At 70.5% G+C, this 23229-nt stretch carries 18 protein-coding genes and 2 tRNA genes; 14 read left to right on the plus strand and 6 right to left on the minus strand.

The window, feature by feature from the left end:
* Window positions 1-83: 83 nt before the first annotated feature.
* A complete protein-coding gene (gene pepN, locus GGQ69_RS04715) occupies window positions 84-2663 on the minus strand; it encodes an aminopeptidase N (RefSeq protein WP_183525260.1) in 2580 nt (859 codons plus the stop codon).
* A gap of 135 nt (window positions 2664-2798) precedes the next feature.
* On the opposite strand from pepN, the gene GGQ69_RS04720 reads away from it, so the two are divergent.
* Together GGQ69_RS04720 and GGQ69_RS04725 are read left to right on the plus strand one after the other, a co-directional pair.
* Window positions 2799-3272: a ribose-5-phosphate isomerase gene (locus GGQ69_RS04720; protein WP_010144769.1), complete on the plus strand. Its 474-nt coding sequence runs from the start codon at window positions 2799-2801 to the stop codon at window positions 3270-3272.
* Window positions 3273-3287: 15 nt separating this feature from the next.
* Complete coding sequence (locus tag GGQ69_RS04725; RefSeq protein WP_183525263.1) at window positions 3288-4190, plus strand: Fpg/Nei family DNA glycosylase; 903 nt, start codon at window positions 3288-3290, stop codon at window positions 4188-4190.
* 21 nt (window positions 4191-4211) lie between these two features.
* On the opposite strand, the gene GGQ69_RS04730 is transcribed toward GGQ69_RS04725, so the two are convergent.
* From GGQ69_RS04730 to GGQ69_RS04740, 3 genes are all read right to left on the minus strand, one after another.
* Entirely contained in the window at window positions 4212-4868 is a 657-nt protein-coding gene (locus GGQ69_RS04730; RefSeq protein WP_183525266.1) for an SRPBCC domain-containing protein, read from the minus strand.
* Between the two features lies 1 nt (window position 4869).
* Window positions 4870-5256, minus strand: coding sequence for a helix-turn-helix transcriptional regulator (locus GGQ69_RS04735; protein ID WP_183525269.1), 387 nt, complete (start codon window positions 5254-5256; stop codon window positions 4870-4872).
* Between the two features lie 163 nt (window positions 5257-5419).
* Window positions 5420-5493, minus strand: a tRNA-Gly gene (locus tag GGQ69_RS04740).
* A gap of 177 nt (window positions 5494-5670) precedes the next feature.
* Here GGQ69_RS04740 and GGQ69_RS04745 point away from each other — a divergent pair.
* The 6 genes from GGQ69_RS04745 (at window position 5671) to GGQ69_RS04770 (ending at window position 11474) form a co-directional block, all read left to right on the plus strand.
* Window positions 5671-5744: transfer RNA gene (locus tag GGQ69_RS04745), tRNA-Pro, on the plus strand.
* A gap of 100 nt (window positions 5745-5844) precedes the next feature.
* Entirely contained in the window at window positions 5845-7590 is a 1746-nt protein-coding gene (gene tig / locus GGQ69_RS04750) for a trigger factor (protein WP_183525272.1), read from the plus strand.
* A gap of 342 nt (window positions 7591-7932) precedes the next feature.
* Window positions 7933-8529, plus strand: a complete 597-nt coding sequence (locus tag GGQ69_RS04755; protein ID WP_040386285.1) for an ATP-dependent Clp protease proteolytic subunit — start codon at window positions 7933-7935, stop codon at window positions 8527-8529.
* Window positions 8530-8590: 61 nt separating this feature from the next.
* A complete protein-coding gene (locus GGQ69_RS04760) occupies window positions 8591-9262 on the plus strand; it encodes an ATP-dependent Clp protease proteolytic subunit (RefSeq protein ID WP_010144762.1) in 672 nt (223 codons plus the stop codon).
* 187 nt (window positions 9263-9449) lie between these two features.
* Window positions 9450-10751: an ATP-dependent Clp protease ATP-binding subunit ClpX gene (clpX, locus tag GGQ69_RS04765; RefSeq protein WP_183525275.1), complete on the plus strand. Its 1302-nt coding sequence runs from the start codon at window positions 9450-9452 to the stop codon at window positions 10749-10751.
* A 66-nt stretch (window positions 10752-10817) separates the two neighbouring features.
* Window positions 10818-11474: a DsbA family protein gene (locus GGQ69_RS04770; protein WP_370577102.1), complete on the plus strand. Its 657-nt coding sequence runs from the start codon at window positions 10818-10820 to the stop codon at window positions 11472-11474.
* Window positions 11475-11644: 170 nt separating this feature from the next.
* Here GGQ69_RS04770 and valS read toward each other — a convergent pair whose 3' ends face one another.
* Complete coding sequence (valS, locus tag GGQ69_RS04775) at window positions 11645-14305, minus strand: valine--tRNA ligase (protein WP_183525277.1); 2661 nt, start codon at window positions 14303-14305, stop codon at window positions 11645-11647.
* A 90-nt stretch (window positions 14306-14395) separates the two neighbouring features.
* On the opposite strand from valS, the gene GGQ69_RS04780 reads away from it, so the two are divergent.
* From GGQ69_RS04780 to GGQ69_RS04805, 6 genes are all read left to right on the plus strand, one after another.
* Window positions 14396-15193, plus strand: a complete 798-nt coding sequence (locus GGQ69_RS04780) for an SDR family oxidoreductase (protein ID WP_183525280.1) — start codon at window positions 14396-14398, stop codon at window positions 15191-15193.
* A gap of 366 nt (window positions 15194-15559) precedes the next feature.
* Entirely contained in the window at window positions 15560-19039 is a 3480-nt protein-coding gene (gene ileS, locus GGQ69_RS04785) for an isoleucine--tRNA ligase (RefSeq protein WP_183525283.1), read from the plus strand.
* On the plus strand, window positions 19036-20700 hold the full coding sequence (locus GGQ69_RS04790; protein WP_183525286.1) for a folylpolyglutamate synthase/dihydrofolate synthase family protein: 1665 nt from the start codon (window positions 19036-19038) through the stop codon (window positions 20698-20700). The genes ileS and GGQ69_RS04790 overlap by 4 nt, the downstream gene beginning before the upstream one ends.
* A complete protein-coding gene (locus GGQ69_RS16410) occupies window positions 20697-21212 on the plus strand; it encodes a DUF4233 domain-containing protein (protein WP_183525289.1) in 516 nt (171 codons plus the stop codon). The genes GGQ69_RS04790 and GGQ69_RS16410 overlap by 4 nt, the downstream gene beginning before the upstream one ends.
* A 173-nt stretch (window positions 21213-21385) precedes the next feature.
* The gene (gene ndk, locus GGQ69_RS04800; RefSeq protein WP_183525292.1) at window positions 21386-21808 is read left to right on the plus strand and encodes a nucleoside-diphosphate kinase; all 423 of its coding nucleotides are present in this window, start codon (window positions 21386-21388) and stop codon (window positions 21806-21808) included.
* A gap of 70 nt (window positions 21809-21878) precedes the next feature.
* Window positions 21879-22415, plus strand: coding sequence for a GyrI-like domain-containing protein (locus tag GGQ69_RS04805; protein ID WP_183525295.1), 537 nt, complete (start codon window positions 21879-21881; stop codon window positions 22413-22415).
* Between the two features lie 12 nt (window positions 22416-22427).
* Here the strand turns inward: GGQ69_RS04805 and GGQ69_RS04810 are convergent, their stop codons facing one another.
* Window positions 22428-23162 (minus strand): vitamin K epoxide reductase family protein, encoded by a 735-nt coding sequence (locus GGQ69_RS04810; protein ID WP_183525298.1) that lies wholly within the window; start codon window positions 23160-23162, stop codon window positions 22428-22430.
* Window positions 23163-23229 lie beyond the last annotated feature (67 nt).

Here is a 23229-nt window from a genome sequence, read left to right on the forward strand (position 1 = left end):
GTCAAGCACCGGCACCGATCAGGCACCGGTGGGTCAGGACGGCCCGGGTCACCCGCACGGGGCGCCCCGGGGCCGTACGCTGGTCAGCCCCGCGCGGCGGCGTCGACCGTCCGCGCCGCGAGGGCGCGCACCGTCTCGTCCCGGGACTCGGCCACGGTCCGGGCCAGCGCCGGCTGCTCCGCCTGCGACCGCGCCACCAGCTCGTCCGCGGCGTCGATGGTGTCCTGGCAGACCTGCGCCCCCGGGAACAACCCGACCGCCGCGGACTCGGCCATCTCGTGGGACCGCGAGGACCACAGTCCTTCCACGGTCGAGAAGAACCGGGGGGCGAACGGGGCCAGCAGGGCAGGGTCGTGCACGCGGTTGAACCCGAGGATCACGTTGCGCTGGGTCGTGTTGGACAGGGACCCGGAGACCACCTGCTCCCACGCGGCCTGCTTGGCCTCGGTGGTCCCGACGGCGGCGCGGGCCTGGGCCGCGGCCAGCGCACCGGTCGCCGTGGGGTCGGCGGCCTCGGCCGCGGCGATCTCGGCCTCCCCGGCGCGGCCGCCGGCCGCGAGCCCGGTGAGCATCTCCCACTTCAGGTCGGTGTTCAGGTCGAGCCCGGCCAGTTCCTCCGCACCCGAGTGCAGGGCCGCGAGGGTGTCCAGCTGGGCGTCGGACCGGGCGTGCAGGGCGAACGCCTTGACGAACTGCAACTGGTGGTCCGACCCCGGCTCCGCGGCCCGGGCCAGTTCCAGCAGACGGGTGGCGGCGGACTCGCGCATCGCCGGGGCGTGGGATGCGGCCGCGTACTGGGACAGGGCGGTGGCCAACTGGCGCAACAGGGTCTGCACCACCGAGGAGTCCCGCTCATGCCCGATGTTGGCCAGCACCAGGTCGGTGAACCAGCCGGCCGTGGCCTCGGCGTCCCGGGTGGCGTCCCAGGCAGCACCCCACAGCAGGGTGCGCGGCAGGGACTCGGCCACGTCCTTCAGCCGCGTGGAGGCGGTCTGCCAGGAGGCGGAGTCCAACCGGATCTTGGCGTAGGCCAGGTCGTCGTCGTTGGGCAGGATCAGGTCCGGGCGCGGCCTGCCGGCCGCCTCGGTCACCTCGGTCACCTCGCCGTCCACGTCCAGCTCGAAGCGGTCGGTGCGCACCAGGCGCCCCGAGTCGTCGGCGGAGTAGAACCCCACGGCCATCCGGTGCGGGCGCAGGATCGAGTCACCGGGCCGGCCGTCTCCCGGCGCCGACTGGCGCAGGCGCAGGGAGGTGATGGCACCGTCGTCGGACTCCTCGCCGTCCACCTCCACGGTGAGGGTGTTGACCCCGGAGGTCTCCAGCCACTGGTGGGTCCACTCGGACAGGTCCCGGCCGGAGGACGCCTCCAGCTCGCGCATCAGGTCCGGCAGCTCGGTGTTGGACCAGGCGTGCTTGCCGAAGTACTCACGCACCCCGGCCATGAAGTTCTCCTGGCCGACCCACGCCACCAGCTGGCGCAGCACGGAGGCGCCCTTGGCGTAGGTGATGCCGTCGAAGTTCACCAGCACGTCCTCCAGGTCCCGGATCTCGGCTTTGATGGGGTGGGTGGAGGAGAGCTGGTCCTGTCGGTAGGCCCAGTTCTTCTCCATCGAGGAGAACGTGGTCCAGGCCCCGGTGTAGCGCGTGTTCTCGGCGGCGGCCAGCGTGGACATGAACTCGGCGAAGGACTCGTTGAGCCACAGGTCGTTCCACCAGCGCATGGTCACCAGGTTCCCGAACCACATGTGGGCCAGCTCGTGCAGGACGGTGATCGCCCGGCGCTCGATCATCGCCTCGGTGACCGTGGAGCGGAAGACGTAGTTCTCCAGGAAGGTCACCGCCCCGGCGTTCTCCATGGCCCCGGCGTTGAACTCGGGCACGAACAGCTGGTCGTACTTCTCGAAGGGGTAGGGGGTGCCGAACTGGGCCTCGAAGAACTCGAAGCCCTGGCGGGTGAGCTCGAAGATGTTCTCGGCGTCCAGGTGCTCGAACAGGGAGGCGCGGCAGTAGGCGCCCAGCGGGATGGTGCGGCCGTCCGCGCTGGTCAGCTCGGAGTGGGCGGACCGGTACGGTCCGGCGATCAGGGCGGTGATGTAGGAGGAGATCCGCGGGGTGGGGGAGAAGGACCACATGGCGGTGCCCTCCGCGGCCCGGACGGGCTCGGGCGTGGGGGAGTTCGAGACGACGCTCCAGTGGTCCGGGGCGGTCACCGTGAAGGCGAAGGCCGCCTTGAGGTCGGGCTGCTCGAACACCGCGAACATGCGCCGGGAGTCCGGGACCTCGAACTGCGTGTACAGGTAGGTCTCGTCGTCCACCGGGTCCACGAAGCGGTGCAGGCCCTCGCCGGTGTTCATGTAGTCCGCCAGCCCGTCCACCACCAGCGTGTTGTGCTCGGCCAACGGACCCACCGTGATGCGCGTGCCGTCGAAGGCGTCCGCGGCCAGCCCGGTGCCGTTCAGGGTGACGGTGGGCGCCTGGCTGGAGACGAAGTCGATGAACGTGCTGCCCCCCACCGCCTCGGGCGCCGCCGTGAAGGTGACCGTGGTCGTCGAGCGGAAGTGGTCGCCGTCGAGGGTGACGTCCAGGACGACGTCGTAGGACTCCACGGACAGGGCCTGAGCACGCTGCTGGGCCTCGGCACGGGTGATGTTCTGGCTGGACACGGGACCTCCGGTCGGGAACGGGTTTGTGAAAGGACTGCTGGCTATCGTGGTCATTGTGCCATCGGCCACCATCGTGAGGATAGGGCTAGGCTGATCGCTGGCCCGAACCACCCGTCCGTCCCCCAGGAGCAGTCCATGCGCGTCCACATCGCCACCGACCACGCCGGCCTCGAGCTCAGCGCCCACCTCATCCGTCACCTCGGGGAGCAGGGGTACGAGATGGTGGACCACGGGCCGCAGTCCTATGACCCGCAGGACGACTACCCGGCGTTCTGCATCCGCGCGGCCCAGGCCGTGGTGGTGGACCAGCGGTCCGGCGTCGAGGCGCTCGGGATCGTGCTCGGCGGCTCGGGCAACGGTGAGCAGATCGCGGCGAACAAGGTCCGTGGTGTCCGCGCCGCGCTCGCGTGGAACCTGGAGACCGCCCGGCTGGCCCGGGAGCACAATGACGCGAACGTGATCGCCGTCGGTGGCCGCCAGCACTCCCTGGAGGAGGCCACCGGGCTCATCGAGGCCTTCCTCGCCGAGCCGTTCTCCGGCGATGAGCGCCACGTGCGCCGCATCGGCAAGATCGCGCACTACGAGTCGACCGGCGAGGTGCAGGACTGACCGGGAGGCCTGCCCGTGCCTGAGGGCCATTCGATCCACCGCCTCGCCCGCCAGTTCGGGGACGTCTTCGGCGGTGAACGGCTGCGGGTGAGCTCGCCGCAGGGACGCTTCACCGACGGCGCACGGCGACTCGACGGCGCCGTCCTCGTGGACGCCCGGGCCCACGGCAAGCACCTGTTCCTCGACTTCGACGTGGACCTGGTGCTGCGCGTGCACCTGGGGCTCTACGGGGCCTGGAGCTTCGGCGGGGACGAGACCTTCCGGGGCGCCTCCTCGATCGGCGCGCCGCGGAGGATGGGGGAGACGGAGACCCCCGACGACGGCGGGGCCCGCGCGTACTCCGGTCCGCCGGAGCCGGTGGGCCAGGTCCGGGCGCGGCTGGTGTCCGCCCATGGCTGGGCGGACCTGCGAGGACCCAGTGCCTGCGAGGTGATCACCCCCGGCGAGGCCGAGGGCGTCGTCGCGCGACTGGGACCGGACCCCCTCGTGACCGGTACCGGCCCCGGGGCGTTCCTGGAGCGGCTGTCCCGCCGCTCCGTGGCCCTGGGCCAGTTGCTGATGGACCAGTCGGTCCTGGCCGGCGTCGGGAACATCTACCGGGCCGAGTCCCTCTTCCGCGCCCGGCTCGACCCCTGGCTGCCCGGACGGAGGGTGGGCGAGGAGGACGGCGTGCGGCTGTGGGACGACCTGGTGGACCTGATGGCCGACGGGGTCCGGGTCGGCCGGATCATCACCACGGACCCGGCACACCGGGACGCGGTGGGCCCTGACGGCGGACCGGCGCCCCTGTGGCCCGACAACGCGTACTACGTGTACCAGCGCGAGGGACTGGACTGCCGGGTGTGCGGCGCCGAGGTCAGGGTGACGCAGATGCAGGCGCGGAACCTGTTCTGGTGCCCGCGCTGCCAGGCGTCCTGACCGGCACACCGCCTCGGCCGGTCATCCGCCCGCCCCGGTGTAGAACCCGTAGGTGGCATCGGCGTTCCTCGCGGCGTGCTCCGGATCGGCGCCGTCCGCCACGTGGGCCGCGGCCCATCCGTCGGCGCAGCCGCGGTAGAACGACCTGCCCTCGTCCGTGAGGGCCCACGCCTCCGCCTCGCCGGGGGAGAGGGAACCCTCGGTGGCCCCCAGGTGCAGTGACAGCCCGAGCAGCCCACCGTCCCAGCCGACGCCCGTGGCCCCGGGGCCGTAGGTATCCCACATCCCCGCGGGCATGTCGGCCACGCGGGCCACGTGCTCGATCGCGCACCGGGTCCGCTCGCCCTCTGCCGTCAGCCGGACGGTCACCCAGGAGACGCCCCCGCCGAACTCCCACGTGATCCGGTAGGACGCAGTGCCTCCGGTCGGCGGGGTGCACTCGAGCACCTCTCCGCCGGCGTTGCCCTCCAGCTGATAGCGTCCGCCGGGCTCCAGCTCTCCGGTGACGGGCAGGAACCAGCGCCTGATGCGATCCGCGGTCGTCACGGCCTCCCAGACGTCGTCGATCGGCGCCGGGTAGGCCTGTTCCAGTGTCTGGACGTGGGAGGGTTCCCCCTCGCGGTCCTCGGTGTGGATGCCCCGCGTCACGGCTGCCAATTGGGACTGGACGTCGACCATGTCATCTCTCCTTGCTGGGTGGGTCCTCCCCGGGGTGTTCCCCGGGGTCACGCTCGGCCGCGAGCCGCCGGTCCCGCCTCCCGCGCGCCAGCTCGGTGCCCAGGGCGTCGAGCCGGGGTTGCCAGAACCGCTCGAAGGCGCTGAGCCACTGGCTCGCCTCCCGGGGGCCCTCGGCACGCACGGCGTAGAGCCGGCGGGTCCCCTCGGGCCGGACGGAGGCGAAGCCGTGCTCCCGCAACACCCTCAGGTGCTGGGAGACCGCGGGTTGGCTGATGCCGAACTCCTCCTGGATCACGGCGCCGATCTCGCCCGCGCTCAGTTCCCCGTCGACGAGCATCTCGAGGATGCGCCGCCGGACCGGGTCGCCGAGGACGTCGAGTGCGTGCATGGACCCAAGGTTTCACCCGAACTTATATAAGTCAATACTGATTCAGCGGGACGGGAGTTCCCTGGGGGCAGGGGCCTGGGACTGTCCGGCGGGGCGCGCTGCGGGCACGGGCCCGGAACGCGGCAAGGGCCCCGACCTGTGCGGTCGGGGCCCTTGCCGGCAGTGGAGGGGATGACGGGAATCGAACCCGCGTAGCCAGTTTGGAAGACTGGGGCTCTACCATTGAGCTACATCCCCACGGCGCCGCATCCCGCCACATCGGCCGGGAACAGCGTGGTAGAGCTTACCAAGGATCGAGGCGACGCCGCAAAGCGGCAGGCGTACCGCCGCCGGGCCCCGGAGGTCGCCGGAATGCGGACCATGGCGTGGGAATGCGTACACTGGTCTCTGGCCAGAAACGGCCAGGGCCGTCTGCGGGGTGTAGCTCAGCTTGGTAGAGCGCGCGCTTTGGGAGCGTGAGGCCGCAGGTTCAAATCCTGTCACCCCGACGTCATGGCCCCCGGTGGGGCCTGATTCACCGGATGCCCGGCGGCCGGGCAACGAGAAGTGCCCATCAGACGAGACAAGCAATCCACACAGGAGTCCTAAGTGGTCAAGAGCACCGCAGAAAACCTCAGCCCGACCCGGGTCAAGCTGGACGTCGAGGTCCCCTTCGAGGACCTCAAGCCACGCCTGGACGATGCCTACAAGACCGTGGCCAACCAGATCCAGGTCCCCGGCTTCCGTAAGGGCAAGGTTCCGGCGCGCATCATCGACCAGCGCATCGGGCGTGGCTACGTGGTGGAGACCGCCGTCAACGAGGGTCTGAACGACTTCTACCAGCAGGCGCTGATCGAGACGGAGACCACCCCGATGGCCCGTCCCGAGGTCGAGGTCACCTCGATGCCCGGTGTCGACGGCGATGCCGAGGGCCCGCTGAAGTTCACCGTCGAGGTGGACATCCGCCCGGAGATCGAGTTGCCGGACTACAAGGGTCTGAAGGTCACCGTGGAGCCCGCCGCGGCCTCCGAGGAGGACGAGCAGAAGGCCCTGGACGAGCTGCGCTCCCGCTTCGGCACCCTGAAGGCCGTGGACCGCCCCGCCGCCCAGGACGACTTCGTCACCATCACGCTGACCGCCAGCATCGGCGACGAGCAGGTCGACCACGCCGAGGACCTGTCCTACCAGGTCGGCGCCGGCACCATGCTGGACGGCATGGACGAGGCTCTCGAGGGCCTCTCCGCCGGCGAGGACGCCGTCTTCGAGACCACGCTGGCCGGTGGCGAGCACTCCGGCGAGAAGGCCACCGTCAAGGTCGTCCTGGGCTCCGTCAAGGAGCGCGAGCTGCCCGAGGCCGATGACGACTTCGCCCAGCTGGCGTCCGAGTTCGACACCATCGAGGAGCTGAAGGCCGACCTGAAGGCCAAGGCCGCCGAGGGCGCCGTCACCGGTCAGGGCATCGAGGCCCGGGACAAGGTCCTGGAGGAGCTGGTCAAGCTCGTCGAGGTCCCGGTGCCCGACTCCGTGGTCACCGAGCAGGTCGAGCAGCACTTCGCCCAGGGCGGCCACGCCGAGGGTGACGACCACGACACCGAGGAGCACCGCGCCGAGGTGGAGCAGAACGCCCGCGAGGCCTTCCGCAACGAGATCATCCTCGACAAGGTCGCGGACGCCGAGGAGATCGGCGTGGACCAGGGTGAGCTGATCGAGTACATCATCTCCACCTCCCAGCAGTACGGCATGGACCCGAACCAGTTCGCGCAGATGCTGGACCAGGCCGGCCAGGTCCCGATGATCATGGGCGAGGTCCGCCGCCGCAAGGCGCTGGCCAAGGTCCTGGAGTACGCCGAGGTCACCGACACCGAGGGCAATGCCGTGGACCTGACCGCCTTCGTGACCCCGGGTGGTGCCGAGGCCGTCGAGGCCGACGCCGCTGAGTCGGCGGAATCCGCTGACTCTGCCGACTCAGCTGACTCGGCGGATTCCGCCGACAGCGCTGACTCCGCCCCGTCGCCGGCCGAGGCCGCCGAGGAGGCTCCGGCCAAGAAGGCCCCCGCCAAGAAGGCCCCCGCCAAGAAGACCCCGGCCAAGTCCGCCGCCGCCACGGCAGATGACGCAGAGGCGGAGGAGTCCGAGGCCCCGGCCAAGAAGGCCCCCGCCAAGAAGGCTCCGGCGAAGAAGGCCCCGGCCAAGAAGGCCCCGGCGAAGTCCGCTGCCGCCCAGGCCGAGGACTCCGCCGAGGAGTCGGAGGCCCCGGCGAAGAAGGCTCCCGCCAAGAGGGCCCCGGCGAAGAAGGCCCCGGCCAAGTCCACCGCCGCCAAGGCTGAGGAGAAGGCCGAGCCCACGGAGGCCTGAGCCTTCCGGGGCGTCGCCTGCGCGGCAGGGTGACCCCCGGCAGGTGACCCCTGGCCGGGCCGGACTGCCCGCCATCACCCGGATGCCCGGGCCCACGGACCATCGGTCCGGGGGCCCGGGCATCCTGCGCACCGCCCCGCACGGCTCCGCTGCTCTGCCGGCCGTGCGGGGCGGCGTCGGGACTGCACGCCAACAGCGAACAGCCGGGTCAGAAGGACCCGGGTGGGGTGCGGGGCCAGTAGTCTCTGATCAAGACCCGTGCCACCGGTGTATCCGGTGGACACCTGAAGTCCATCAGAAGGAAGGCAGGGCGCCATGTCCGCATCGTCCACTGCTCCCCGTATGGCGTCGGTTGACCCGGCGGCCCGCGAGGACTACATCTACAACCGCCTGCTCAAGGAACGCATCATCTGGCTCGGTTCCGAGGTGATGGATGAGAACGCGAACGCCATCTGCTCCCAGATGCTCCTGCTGTCCGCCGAGGACCCGGAGAAGGACATCTACCTGTACATCAACTCCCCGGGTGGGTCCATCACCGCGGGCATGGCGATCTACGACACCATGAAGTACATCCCGAACGACGTGGTGACCGTGGCCACCGGCATGGCCGCCTCGATGGGCCAGTTCCTGCTGTCCTCCGGGACCAAGGGCAAGCGTTACGCCACGCCGCACGCCCGCATCCTGATGCACCAGCCCTCCGGCGGCATCGGCGGCACGGAGTCTGACATCCGCATCCAGGCCCAGCTGATCCTGCACATGAAGCAGGTCATGGCCGAGCTCACCGCGGAACAGACCGGCCAGACCGTGGACACGATCCTCAAGGACAACGAGCGGGACAAGTGGTTCACCGCCCAGGAGGGCCTGGAGTACGGGTTCTTCGACCACATCGCCGAACGTGCCGGCACCGTGTCCGGCGGCGGAGGCGTGGACAACTCCTGATCCCCCGGATCGAGACCGTCCGCCCGACTCCCACAGACCCTTCGCCCAGGAGAGACCAGAGATGAACCACCAGTTCCCCGTCGGAATGCCCTCCGGTGCCGGCCAGCCGGTCCCGAGCAACCGCTACATCCTGCCCCAGTTCGAGGAGCGCACCCCCTACGGCTTCAAGCGGCAGGACCCCTACGCCAAGCTGTTCGAGGACCGCATCGTGTTCCTCGGCGTCCAGGTGGACGACGCCGCCGCGGACGACATCATGGCCCAGCTGCTCGTGCTGGAGTCCATGGACTCCGAGCGGGACATCACCCTGTACATCAACTCGCCGGGTGGCTCCTTCACCGCGATGACGGCGATCTACGACACGATGCAGTTCATCCGTCCCGAGGTCCAGACCGTGTGCCTGGGCCAGGCCGCCTCGGCCGCCGCGGTGCTGCTGGCCGCCGGCGCCCCCGGCAAGCGGCTGGCGCTGCCCAACGCCCGCGTGCTGATTCACCAGCCGTCCATGGGCGGGGACCGCGGCACCGCCACGGACCTGCAGATCCACGCCGAGGAGCTGCTGCGCATCCGCACCTGGATGGAGGAGACGCTGGCCGCGCATACCGACAAGACCGCCGAGCAGGTGCGCCAGGACATCGACCGGGACAAGTTCCTCTCGGCCGCCGGGGCCAAGGAGTACGGCCTCGTGGACGAGGTGCTGGAGTCCCGCAAGATCACCAAGCCGCAGCTGAGCAGCTGACCGGCGGCAGCGCTCCGGTCCGGTTCCGCTGAGGTTCCCGACGGCGGCCCCCACCCTGCAGCGCCCACGCGGCCAGGGTGGGGGCCGCCGTTGCAATCCACCGGCTTAGCCCGTCCACCCCCTAAGCTGTAATGGCAGTACCTCGGGATCCGGGCAGGATCCCACCCCCTAACGAGGAGAACCCCGTATGGCCCGCATCGGCGAGAGCGCTGACCTGCTCAAGTGCTCATTCTGTGGAAAGAGCCAGAAGCAGGTCAGGAAACTGATCGCAGGCCCCGGTGTCTACATCTGCGATGAGTGCATCGAGCTGTGCAACGAGATCATCGAGGAGGAGCTCTCCGAGGTCGCCGAGACCGCCGAGGTCGAGCTGCCCAAGCCGCGGGAGATCTACGACTTCCTCGAGGAGTACGTGATCGGCCAGACCGAGGCCAAGAGGTCCCTCGCCGTCGCCGTCTACAACCACTACAAGCGCATCCGCACCGGACAGCAGACCAAGGAGAGCTCCCTGCTGGACCGTCACGGTGAGGACTCGGAGCTGGCCGACGTCGAGGTCGGCAAGTCCAACATCCTGCTCGTCGGACCCACCGGCTCCGGCAAGACCTATCTCGCACAGACCCTGGCGCGCAAGCTCAACGTCCCCTTCGCCGTCGCGGACGCGACCTCACTGACCGAGGCCGGATACGTGGGCGAGGACGTGGAGAACATCCTGCTCAAGCTCATCCAGGCCGCGGACTACGACGTCAAGAAGGCCGAGCAGGGCATCATCTACATCGACGAGATCGACAAGATCTCGCGGAAGTCCGAGAACCCCTCCATCACCCGGGACGTCTCCGGTGAGGGCGTGCAGCAGGCCCTGCTGAAGATCCTCGAGGGCACCACGGCCGCCGTCCCCCCGCAGGGTGGCCGCAAGCACCCGCACCAGGAGTTCCTGCAGATCGACACGTCGAACGTGCTGTTCATCGTGGCCGGTGCGTTCGCCGGTCTGGACGACATCATCGCCTCCCGTGCCGGCAGCAAGGGCATCGGCTTCGGCGCCCCGCTGAACACCATCGGCAAGCGGGACGTGTCCTACGCGGACGTCCGCCCCGAGGACCTGCTGAAGTTCGGGCTGATCCCGGAGTTCATCGGTCGCCTGCCCGTCATCACCACGGTGGACAACCTCGACCACGCGCAGCTCATCAGCATCCTCACCGAGCCGAGGAACGCGCTGCTGAAGCAGTACCAGAAGATGTTCCTGATGGACGGCGTGGAACTGCAGTTCGACCAGGACGCCCTGGACGCCGTGGTGGACCAGGCGGAGGACCGGGGGACCGGCGCCCGCGGGCTGCGCTCCATCATGGAGGAGGTCCTCAAGCCCGTCATGTTCGACCTGCCCTCCCGCGAGGACATCGCCACGGTGGTCATCACCGGGGACGTGGTCCGCGAGGGCGCCGAACCGACCCTCATCTCGCAGGAAGTCCAGCGCAAGCGCCGGAATAAGTCCGCCTGAGATACGGTTGCGCCTGGAAGACCCACCCCCACCGATCGCCGTGGTCTGACGGCGAAGAGGAGCACAGTGACTGACCTGAAGACCGATCCGCGCACCGAGGAGCTCGACGAGGGCACCGCCGACGTCCAGACCGTCGACTTCTGGTTCGACTGCACCTGCCCGTACGCGTGGATCACCTCTCGCTGGATGCACGAGGTCGAGGCGGTCCGTCCGATCAGCGTCCGGTGGCGCATCATGTCCCTGTCCGTGCTCAATGAGGGTCGCGACCTGGACCCGGGGTACCTGGAGGCGATGGACAGGGCCTGGCTGCCGGCCCGCGCCGCCACCCAGGTCTGGGACCGCCACGGGGACGAGGTCCTCGGGAAGTTCTACACCGCCGTCGGCACCCGCGTGCACAACGAGGGGAACAAGGACTACGAGGCCGTCATCGCCGCAGCGCTGGCGGAATTGGGTCTGGACGCCGGGATCCTCGACGCCGCGAGGACTGATGTCCTGGACGAGAAGATGCGCGAGTCCCACCAGGAGGGCATCGACCAGGTGGGTGATGAGGTCGGCACCCCGGTGGTCGCCTTCAACGGCACCGCCTTCTTCGGCCCCGTGATGACCCGTATTCCCCGCGGTGAGGAAGCCGGCCGGATGTTCGACGGCGCGGTGGCCCTGGCCGAGTTCCCGTACTTCTACGAGATCAAGCGTTCCCGCACCACCAAGCCGCAATTCGATTGAGCACGTGCGCGATGACCGGTGAGTGGCAGCGTCGCGGTCGTCGCCCGGGCTGAACCGCCGACCTGCGCCGATGGAGCAACCACAGCACGCCTCGGCGCCACCAGCACAGACAGTAGGAGCCCGGACCATCAGGTCCGGGCTCCTACTGTCTGTGGTGTCTAGGCTGGCTGTCAGGCCTCCACGGCCGCGGCCAGCCGGACCTCGGACACCGAGACGTCCGCGTCCTCCGCCGGGGTGCCGGCCGTGAGGGTCAGTTCCTGGACGTTGCCGGCGGCCTTGAGGTCCGCCAGCCCGCCGCGCAGCGAGGTGAGGCGACTCTCCGGGGCGGTCACGACGGCGGAGAGCACCTCGGTGCGCTGCTTCACCTTGGCCTCGGACTTGGCCTTCCGGATGCCGCCGAGCGCCAGGGCGACTGTGGTGAGCACGTCAGCGGTGGCACCGGTGGCGGCCGCCTCGATGCCCGCGATCTCGGCGGGCAGTCCCGGCCAGGGGGCGCGGTGCACGGAGCCGGTGCGCCACCAGCCCCAGACCTCGTCCGTGGCGAAGGGCTGGAACGGGGCGAGCAGGCGCAGCAGCGCGTCCAGGGTGGTGGCCAGGGTGGCGCGCACGGAGGCCTGCTCGGCCTCGCCGTGGCCCCCGTAGGCACGGTCCTTGATCAGCTCCACGTAGTCGTCCGTGAACTGCCAGAAGAAGGACTCGGTCAGGTTCAGCGCCCGCGCGTAGTCGTAGGCCTCGAAGGCACGGGTGGACTGGGCCACCGTGTCGTAGAGGCGGACCATCAGGGAGCGGTCCAGCGCGTTGGTGATGACCTCTGCGGACTCGGCGCGGGAGACCACGTCCCGCTCGGTGGCACCCAGGTTCAGCGCGAACTTGGAGGCGTTCAGCAGCTTGATGGCCAGCCGGCGCCCGATCTTCATCTGGGCGACCTCATAGGCGGTGTCCGCGCCGAGCTTGGCGGAGGCGGCCCAGTAGCGGACGGCGTCCGAGCCGAACTCGTCCAGCACGTCGGTGGGGACCACCACGTTGCCCTTGGACTTCGACATCTTCTTCCGGTCCGGGTCCAGGATCCAGCCGGACAGGGCGGTGTGGTGCCACGGCACGGAGTCGTTGAGGGCATCGGCGCGGACCACGGTCGAGAACAGCCAGGTCCGGATGATGTCGTGGCCCTGGGGGCGCAGGTCGAACGGGAAGACCTTGCCGAAGAACGCCTCGTCCCGTCCCCACTTGCCCACGATCTGCGGGGTCAGCGAGGAGGTCGCCCAGGTGTCGAGCACGTCCGGATCGCCGGTGAACCCTCCGGCCACCCCGCGCTGGGACTCCTCGTAACCGGGCGCCGGCTCGGCCACCGGGTCCACCGGCAGCTGGTCCTCGGACGGCAGGATCGGGTGCTCGTAGTCCGGCTCGCCGTGCTCGTCCAGGGGGTACCAGACCGGGATGGGGACCCCGAAGAAGCGCTGGCGGGAGACCAGCCAGTCACCGTTGAGGCCCTCCACCCAGTTCTCGTACCGGTGCCGCATGTGCTCCGGATGCCAGTTCAGGGACCGGCCGCGTGCCACCAGCTTCTCGCGACGCTCGGCGTCGCGTCCGCCGTTGCGGATGTACCACTGGCGGGAGGAGATGACCTCGAGGGGCTTGTCGCCCTTCTCGTAGAAGTTCACGGCGTGCATGATCTTCTTCGGCTCGCCGTCCATCAGTCCGGCCTCGGTCAGGGCGGCGACGACGGTCTCCTTGGCGGAGAACACGGTCTTGCCGGCCAGGGCGGCGTAGTGCTCGCGGCCGGCCTCGGTGGTGATCCACTCCGGGGTCTCGGCGTGGAACCGGCCGTCACGGCCGACCACGGTGCGGGTGGGCAGTTGCAGCTCGCGCCACCAGGTGACGTCGGTGAGATCGCCGAAGGTGCACACCATGGCGATGCCGGAGCCCTTGTCCGGCTGTGCCAGCGGGTGGGCCTTGACCTCCACGGGCACCTCGAACAGGGGAGAGGTCACGAAGGTGCCGAACAGCGGCTGGTACCGCTCGTCGTCGGGATGGGCCACGAGGGCGGTGCAGGCCGGCAGCAGCTCGGGCCGGGTGGTCTCGATGTAGACCTGCTCCCCGGACGCGGTGGTGAACGGGTACCGATGGTAGGCGCCGGGGACCTCGCGGTCCTCGAGCTCGGCCTGGGCCACGGCGGTGCGGAAGGTCACGTCCCACAGGGTGGGGGCCTCGGCCAGGTAGGCGTCGCCCGTGGCCAGGTTCTGCAGGAAGGCGCGCTGGGAGACGGACCGGGAGGTGTCGTCGATCGTGCGGTAGGTCAGAGACCAGTCCACGGACAGCCCGAGGCGGGTGAACAACCCCTCGAAGACCTTCTCGTCCTCGACCGCGAGCTCCTCGCACAGCTCGATGAAGTTCCTGCGGGAGACGACGTCCCAGTCCCGCTGGTTCTTCGCCGGCTTCTCCGGGGGGCGGTAGCCCTCGATATAGGGCTTCGTCGGGTCGCAGCGCACGCCGTAGTAGTTCTGCACGCGGCGCTCGGTGGGCAGTCCGTTGTCGTCCCAGCCCATCGGGTAGAACACGTTCTTGCCGGTCATGCGCTGGTAGCGGGCCAGCACGTCCGTCTGGGTGTAGGAGAACATGTGGCCCACGTGCAGCGAACCGGAGGCGGTCGGCGGGGGCGTGTCGATCGAGTAGACCTCACCCCGGACGGTGTCCTCGTCGAAGGCGTAGGTGCCCTCGGCGCGCCAGCGGGCCGAGAGCTTGTCCTCCAGGCCCTCCAGGGCGGGCTTGTCCGGAACGGTCACGGCGGGGGTCGGGGAAACGGGCGTGTCTGTGCCCGGGGTCTGTTCAGCCATGTCCTCGATTGTCCCATGTCGTCCGGTCCCGTCCCGCACCCGCCCCGGCGGCGGCACGTCGTGCGCGGAGAGGAGACCTACAGTGGTGCCATGACCGAGACCCAGAGCACACCAGAGTCAGAGCACGCGGGGCGCCACGCCGCCGTCGTGACCGGGGCCTCCTCCGGGATCGGCCGCGCCACCGCCCTGCGGCTGGCCGCCGAGGGGTGGACGGTGTTCGCCGTCGCCCGCCGCGCCGCCCGCCTGCAGGCACTCGCCGAGGAGGCCGCCGGCTCGCCGGGACGGATCGTGGCGCTGCCGGCGGACGTGACGTCCGCACGGGAGATGTACTGGGTGCGCGACCAGGTCGCGGAGAACGGCGGGGTGGACACGGTGCTGTGCATCGCCGGCGGTGCGCTGGGCACGGACCGCGTGTCCGAGGGCGGACTGGACGACTGGGACTGGATGTTCCGGGTCAACGTCCAGGGCACGCTGAACACCGTGCAGGCCCTCCTGCCGATGCTCCGGGAGACCGGGCGGGGCACCGTGCTGGTGCTGACCTCGACGGCGGCGCTGGCCAGCTACGAGGGTGGCGGCGGGTACAACGCGGCCAAGATGGCCGAACACGGTCTCGTCGGGGCGCTGCGCCTGGAGGAGGCCGAGCACAACGTGCGCGTGGTGGAGGTGCTGCCCGGGATGGTGCACACCGAGGAGTTCACCCGGAACCGGCTGCGCGGCGACCAGGCGGCCGCGGACAGCGTCTACGCGGGTGTGGAGAAGCCCCTGACCGCCGAGGACGTGGCGGACGTCTGCGCGTATGCCGTGTCCGTGCCGCACCACGTCAACCTGGACCAGGTCGTGATGCGGCCGGTCGCCCAGGCCGCCCAGTTCAAGGTGATCCGGACGTGAGGACCCGGTGACCCACGCGCGCACGACCGTGGCGTAGAATCGGCGGCAAAGCACTGACCCGGCCATCACCGGTGAGCTTCCGGAAGAACAGGCGCGTGCTGCCGCCGGCGGACCCGGGTCCGCCAGGCGCCAGGACGGCCCCAGTAGAACCGGACGGGTAAGCCCGTCACAGCAGTCACGAGCGGTCGCCCGGGCCCTCGGAGGCCCACGGCCGGCGCCCGCCGGACCCGGGCCCACCGGAACGGGGCGGCAAGCAGGGTGGTACCGCGCCGCCGTCGTCCCCGGGGAACACCCCGGGAGGCGGCCAGGCGTCCTTGCAGACACGCAGCAGAACGCAGCCCACGTCGAGACAAGGACGGCCACACCGTGTACCCCCTCGCCAGTTCCGACCCGCACGCGGAGTCCCAGAACACCACCCCGGCCTCACCGCGCTTCCCCGAGATCGAGCGGCGCATCCTGCAGTACTGGGAGGAGGACGGGACCTTCCAGGCCTCCATCGAGCACCGTCCCGCCCACCGCGAGGACGGCACGCCGAACGAGTTCGTCTTCTATGACGGCCCGCCCTTCGCCAACGGCCTGCCGCACTACGGGCACCTGCTGACCGGTTACGTCAAGGACCTCGTGGCCCGCTACCAGACCCAGCAGGGCCGCCGCGTGGAGCGCCGCTTCGGCTGGGACACCCACGGGCTGCCCGCCGAGCTGGAGGCGATGAAGCAGCTGGGGATGACGGACAAGGCCCAGATCGAGGGCATGGGCATCGATGCGTTCAACGACGCCTGCCGAGCCTCGGTGCTGAAGTACACCGAGGAGTGGAAGGACTACGTCAACCGGCAGGCCCGCTGGGTGGACTTCGAGAACGACTACAAGACCCTGAACCCCGAGTTCATGGAGTCCGTGCTCTGGGCCTTCAAGACCCTGCACGACAAGGGCCTGACGTACCGCGGCTTCCGCGTGCTGCCCTACTGCTGGAAGGACGAGACCCCGCTGTCCAACCACGAGCTGCGCATGGACGAGGACGTCTACAAGTCCCGCCAGGATCCCTCCGTCACGGTGGCCTTCCCGATCACCGGCCTGCCCGCGGACGCGGAGCTGGTGCCCGCCGGCGGGGCCGACGCCGGCCTGGCCGCAGAGCTCACCGGCGTGCGCGTGCTGGCCTGGACCACCACGCCGTGGACGCTGCCGACCAACGAGGCGCTCGTGGTCGGGCCCGAGATCACCTACGCGGTGGTCCCGGCCGGTCCGGACGCCGCGGAGGACGTGGCCGGTCACCGGTACCTGCTGGCCCAGGACCTGCTCGGTGCGCACGCCCGGGAGCTGGGCTACGCCGACGCCGGCGCGATCACCGAGGCGGTGACGGCCACCTACCCCGGCACCCGGCTGGGCGGACTGCTGTACGAGCCGCTGTTCACCTACTTCGCGGACGCCGAGGCCTACGGCACCGGGCGGGCGTGGCGGCTGCTCGTGGACGACTACGTCTCCACGGACGACGGCACCGGCGTGGTCCACCAGGCCCCCGCCTACGGTGAGGACGACCAGCGGGTCTGTGAGGCCAACGGCATCCCGGTCATCCTCTCGGTGGACGAGGGCGCCCGGTTCCTGCCGCTGTTCGGGGACGAGGCCCGCGGCGACGGCGTGCTCAAGGACATCGCCGGCGTCCAGGTGTTCGAGGCGAACCGGACCATCATCCGGGCGCTGCGCGCGGCCGGGAAGCTGGTCAGGGAGGCCTCCTACGAGCACTCCTACCCGCACTGCTGGCGTTGCCGCACCCCGCTGATCTACCGCGCCATCACCTCTTGGTACGTCTCCGTCACCTCGTTCAAGGACCGGATGGTCGAGCTCAACGAGCAGATCACCTGGATCCCGGAGAACGTCAAGCACGGCCAGTTCGGCAAGTGGCTGGAGAACGCCCGGGACTGGTCCATCTCCCGCAACCGGTACTGGGGCTCGCCGATCCCGGTGTGGGAGTCCGACCACCCGGACCACCCGCGCCAGGAGGTCTACGGCTCGCTGGCCGAGCTCGAGGAGGCCTTCGGCCGGCTGCCGCGCAACGCCGCCGGCGAGGTGGACCTGCACCGGCCCTGGATCGACGACCTGACCCGCCCGCACCCCGACCCGGAGGCCGCCGCCGCCGGGGCGACGATGCGCCGCGTCGAGGACGTCCTGGACGTCTGGTTCGACTCCGGCTCGATGCCGTACGCCCAGGTGCACTACCCGTTCGAGAACCGCGAGTGGTTCGACGGCGGCCACAACCCGGCCGACTTCATCGTGGAGTACATCGGCCAGACCCGCGGCTGGTTCTACACCATGCACGTGCTGGCCACCGCCCTGTTCGACCGGCCCGCGTTCTCCAACGTCATCAGCCACGGGATCGTGCTCGGCTCGGACGGGCAGAAGATGTCCAAGTCCCTGAAGAACTACCCGGACGTCTCCGAGGTCCTGGACCGCGACGGCTCCGACGCGATGCGCTGGTTCCTCATGGCCTCCCCGATCCTGCGCGGCGGCAACCTGGTCGTCACGGAGGAGGGCATCCGCGAGGGCACCCGCCAGGTGCTGCTGCCGGCCTGGAACGTGTGGCACTTCTTCAGCCTCTACGCCAACTCCGCCCGCGGCCTGTCCGCAGAGGGCGGCAAACGGCCGGAGGGCTACCGCGCCCAGGCCCGGTACGAGTCCACCGACCCGCTGGACCAGTACATCCTGGCCGCCACGGCGCGCATGCTCACCGAGGTCAAGTCCGGACTGGACGCCTACGAGGTCTCGGACGCCACGGAGGCGCTGCGCGTCTACATGGACACCATGACCAACTGGTACGTGCGCCGGTCCCGCCAGCGGTTCTTCGACGAGGACACCCAGGCCCTGGACGTCCTGTACACCTGCCTCGAGGCCTTCTGCCGGGCCGCGGCCCCGCTGATGCCGCTGGTCTCGGAGGAGATCTGGCGCGGGCTGACCGGTGGCCGTTCGGTGCACCTGACCGACTACCCGGACCCGGCACCGTTCCTGTCCGGCTTCGCGTCGGCGGAGGAGGCCGGGCGGCTGGTGGAGCGGATGGAGACGGTGCGCCGCATCGCCTCGGCCGGTTCCTCCCTGCGCAAGGGGGCCAAGCGGCGGGTGCGACTGCCGCTGCAGTCGCTGACCGTAGTGGTGCCCGGCGCCGCCGGACTGGCGGGCCCCTACGCCGACATCATCCGGGACGAGCTGAACCTGAAGTCCGTGGACCTGCAGGACGCGGGCGAGGTCTCCGCCGCGGACTACGGCATCAGCCAGTCCCTGGCGGTCAACGCCCGGGCCGCCGGACCGCGGCTGGGCAAGCAGGTCCAGGCCGTCATCAAGGCCGCGAAGTCCGGTGACTGGCGGCTCGAGGAGGACGGCACGGTGGTGGCCGGCGGTATCGAGCTGGCCGAGGGGGAGTACTCCCTGCAGACCACCGTGGGGGCACCGGCCGGTGCGGACGGTGCCCCCGACGGCGGGGGCGCGGCCGATGATCGCGCCGTCGCCGTCGTGCCCGGCGGCTTCCTGGTCCTGGACACCTCCGTGTCCGCGGAGCTGGCGGCCGAGGGCACGGCGCGGGACGTGGTCCGTGCCGTGCAGTCGGCCCGCAAGGACGCCGGACTGGAGGTCTCGGACCGGGTGCGGACCGTGATCACCGGACCGGCCGCCGTCGTGCAGGCCGTGGACGCGCACCGGGACCTGGTCTCGGGCGAGACCCTGACCGTGGAGCTGGTGCTGGAGGACTCCGGTGCCGCGGACCCGCGCCGGGACCCGGCCGAGGACGCCACCAGGACCGTCCAGGTGGCGGTCGCCCCGGTCGCCGCCGTCGCCGGGGCCGTGACCGCGGGGGGTGACGCGTGAGCGCCGCGGCTGCCGGCGGGGGACCCCGGACGGTGGAGGCCGTCTACCGGGACCTGCTCGCCCGGGCCCCGGAGAACAAGATGGAACCGCGCATGGCGCCGCTCTGGCGGGCCATGGAACTGCTCGGCGAGCCCCAGAAGGCCGCCCCGGTCATCCACCTGACCGGGACCAACGGCAAGACCTCCACGGCGCGGATCATCGAGTCCGTGCTGCGGGCGTACGGGCTGCGGACCGGACGGTACACCTCACCGCACCTGACCTCCGTGACCGAGCGGATCAGCATCGACGGCGCCCCGGTGCCGAACGAGACGTTCGTGCGGATCTGGAACGAGATCCTGCCGGTGGTCCGGGTCGTGGACGCCGAGCTGGAGGCGGCCGGGGAGAACCGGCTGACCTACTTCGAGTGCGTGACCATCCTGGGCTTCGCCGTGTTCGCGGACGAGCCGGTGGACGTGGTGGTGCTCGAGGTGGGCCTGGGCGGCATCACCGATGCCACCAACGTGGCCGACGGAGTGGTCTCCGTGGTGACGCCGATCTCCGCGGACCACACCGACCTGCTGGGGGACACCGACGCCGAGATCGCCCGGGAGAAGGCCGGGATCATCAAGCCCGGCGGATTCCTCGTCTCGGCCGCCCAGGACCCGGAGGCGGCACAGGTGTTGCTGGACGCGGCGCGTGCCGTGGACGCCCCGTTCCGCTTCGAGGGGGTGGACTTCGGCGTGGAGTCCCGCTCGGTGGCGGTCGGCGGCCAGCAGGTCACCGTGCAGGGCATCGCCGGGCGCTACCCGGATCTGACCCTGCCGCTGCACGGAGAGCACCAGGCCGAGAACCTGGCGGTGGCCGTGGCGGCGCTGGAGGCGTTCTTCGGCGGCGAGAGGGAACTGGAATCCGGGCTGCTGCAGGAAGGCGTGGGCGCCGTGTCCACACCGGGCCGGATGGAGGTGGTGCGCACCGCGCCGACCCTCGTGGTCGATGCCGCTCACAACCCCGCCGGGATCGCCGCCACCGCCAAGGCCCTGCAGGAGGCCTTCGGCTTCGAGAAGCTGGTGCTGGTGGTGGGCATCCTGCGGGAGAAGGACGCGCTGGAGATGCTGACCGTGCTCTACCGGCAGTTCGGGGACCTGGTCGAGGACCTCTGCCTGACCCAGTCGGACTCGCCGCGGGCGATCCCGGCGGGCGAACTGGCCCAGACCGCGCTGGACGCGGGCTGGCCCGAGGACGACATCCACGCCACTGAGTCCATCCCGGACGCCCTGGAGTGGGCCGTGGGCCGGGCGGAGGCCACCGAGGGCGCCGGCGCCGGAACCGGTGGCGGCGTGCTCGTGACCGGGTCCATCACCCTGGTGGCCGAGGTGCGCGAGCTGCTCGGCGCCCCGGCGGCCGAGGCGGCGATGCCCGGGGCCCCCGGCGTGGTCCCGGTGGCACCCGGGGTCGAGGTGTTCGCGGACATGGGGCTGGAACTCGGTGACGGCCTGGACGAGGACGAGGACGACGAGGACATCTTCGCCGACGACACCTATGGCCTCGCCGAGGCGGAGGCGGGTGACGGATCCGCCCGCGCCGGGGGCCCGGAGCGGGCCGCGGGGCAGGATGACGACACCTTCGGCGTCGAGGACGCCGGGCACGATGACGGCTCGAGGGATCGGGGGAGGACGACGTGAGCGACCAGCAGTCCGGACAGGCCGGCCCGCCCGCTGACGGCGCCTCGGAGCAACCCGGCCGCGAGTCCTGGCGGCCCGCCCGCGAGACGAGGGCCCAACGTGAGTGGAAGCCCGGCCAGGTGAAGAAGGCCCGCTCCATCCGTGCCACGTTCACCTCGAGCGTGCTCGTCCTGGAGGCGCTGGTCCTGGTGCTCTTCGGACTGGCCCTGTTCGGCGTCCACCGGGGGGAGCCCCAGGCCGGCTGGATCCTGGGGGTCTCCCTGGTCCTCGCCGTCGTCGCGATCTTCACCTGTGCCCTGGTCCGCAAGCCGGTGGGCATCTGGATCGGCTGGGGCCTGCAGGTGGTCCTGCTGCTCGGGGTCTTCCTGGAGTACACGATGGTGATCATCGGGGTCGGCTTCGGCCTCGCGTGGTGGTACGCCGTCACCAAGGGCGGCCAGATCGACCGCGAGAACCGCCGCCGGGCCGAGGCGGAGGCACGCTGGCGCGCCGAGCACCCGGACGCCGAGTGAACCCCGCGGTCCGTGGCGGGCACCGGAACGCGGTGTCCGCCACGGCCGCCGGTCCGTGGCGGATGGATGCGCCAGGCCCTCTCGAGGGACCGTTAGGGTTGACCTGACGGCCAGCGGGCATCCTCCGACTGGCCCCCGCCCATGTCCATGACCGAATCCACCCAGGAGCGATTGTGACCACTCACCCCGAACAGACCCTCGTCCTCATCAAGCCGGACGGCGTCGCCCGCAACCTCACCGGACAGATCCTGGCCCGCATCGAGGCCAAGGGCTACGTCATCGCCGACCTGAAGATGCAGGTCCCGACCCGCGAGATGCTGGTCAGGCACTACGAGGAGCACGAGGGCAAGCCGTTCTTCGAGCCGCTGGTCGAGTTCATGGGGTCCGGCCCGGTCGTGGCCGTGCGCGTCCAGGGCCACCGGGTCATCGAGGGCTTCCGCTCCCTGGCCGGGGCCACCGAGCCGACCGCTGCCGCGCCGGGGACCATCCGCGGTGACCTCGGCCGCGACTGGGGCGAGTCCGTCCAGAAGAACCTGGTCCACGGCTCGGACTCCACGCTCTCCGCCGAGCGCGAGCTGGGGATCTGGTTCGCCTGACCGCGCGCCGGCGGGGCACGGCGCAGGAGGGGAGTGGCCGCACGGCCACCCTGGTCCCTAGGATCGCTCCATGAGCACCCAGCCCGATGCCCCGTACTTCCTGGGCGGCCCGTACCGTGAACTCACGGTCCTCGACGCCCCGGAGGTCCCCACCGTGGTCACCGTGGCCAGGGACTATCCGATGGACCGGATGGCGGAGATCTTCGACTCCACGTTCAGCGCACTGTTCCCCGCGCTCGGCGAGCAGGGGATCCAACCGGTGGGTCCGGCCTTCGCCCTGCACACCCGGATGCCCACGGACACGGTGGACTTCGAGGTCGGTGTCCCCGTGGACCGCCCGCTGCCGGGGGCGAGGACCGCGGGGCCCGGCCCGACCCTGTCACCCTCGCGGCTGCCGGGGGGCCGGATCGCCGTCATCTCCCACCTCGGCCCCTACGACGGGCTCGGGGAGGCGTGGTCGCGCTTCATGCAGGCCGTGGCGGACTCCGGCCACCAGCCCGCCCTGCCCTTCTGGGAGGTCTACGTGACCGAGCCCAGCCCGGACGCCGACCCCTCGACGATGCGCACGGACCTGGTCACCCTGCTGGCTGTCCGGGAGGGCGCGTGAGCGCCTCTCCCCCTAGAAGAAGGCGTTGGAGAACCGGAGCATGATCGAGGCCAGCACGCCCACGTAGAGCAGGGCGATGATCGGCCAGGACCACTCGGCGGCGAACGTCCGCACCCCGGCCGGTGCCGGGATCACGCCGTGTTGCAGGTTGCGCGAGGTGAGCAGCACGAACATCGGGATCATCATGGCCCAGACCACCATGCAGTACAGGCACAGGATGTTGATCTCGTAGACGGCCTGGCTCCACAGCCACACGCAGAACGCGAAGCCGAGCAGCACGCCGACGTTCATCCCGATCCAGTACCAGCGACGGAACCGGGCCCCGGCGAACAGGGCCATGGCGATGGTGATGATGATCGAGAACGCCACGAGGCCGATGAACTGGTTGGGGAAGCCGAACAACTGGGACTGCCAGGTCTTCATGACCTCGCCGCAGGAGACCCACGGGTTGATGTCGCAGCTGGTGATGTGACTGGGATCGTTCCACAGCATCACCCGCTCGGCCACCAGCGCGACCGTGCCGTACATCCCGATCAGCCCGGTGACCAGCAGCATCCAGGCGGTCCCCAGCGGGCGTGCGTACCAACTCGGCCGGCGCTCGTCGACGGTCCCTGTGTCGGCGCCCCCGGTGGGCGCACCGTCGTCCCCGATCCCGGGGCCGGGTTCCAGGCTCACGTCGTGGCGGTGGCCGTGATCGGGATCGTGGTCGGAACCGGGAGGGGAGGTCTGTGGCGCGTGGGAGTTCACCCGACCATGGTATGACCCCTCGGTACGGCACCGGGATCCGGTGCCCGGATTCCGCACCGTGATCCCG

The sequence above is a fragment of the Micrococcus sp. TA1 genome, from assembly GCF_014199555.1.
Taxonomy (GTDB): Bacteria; Actinomycetota; Actinomycetes; order Actinomycetales; family Micrococcaceae; genus Citricoccus.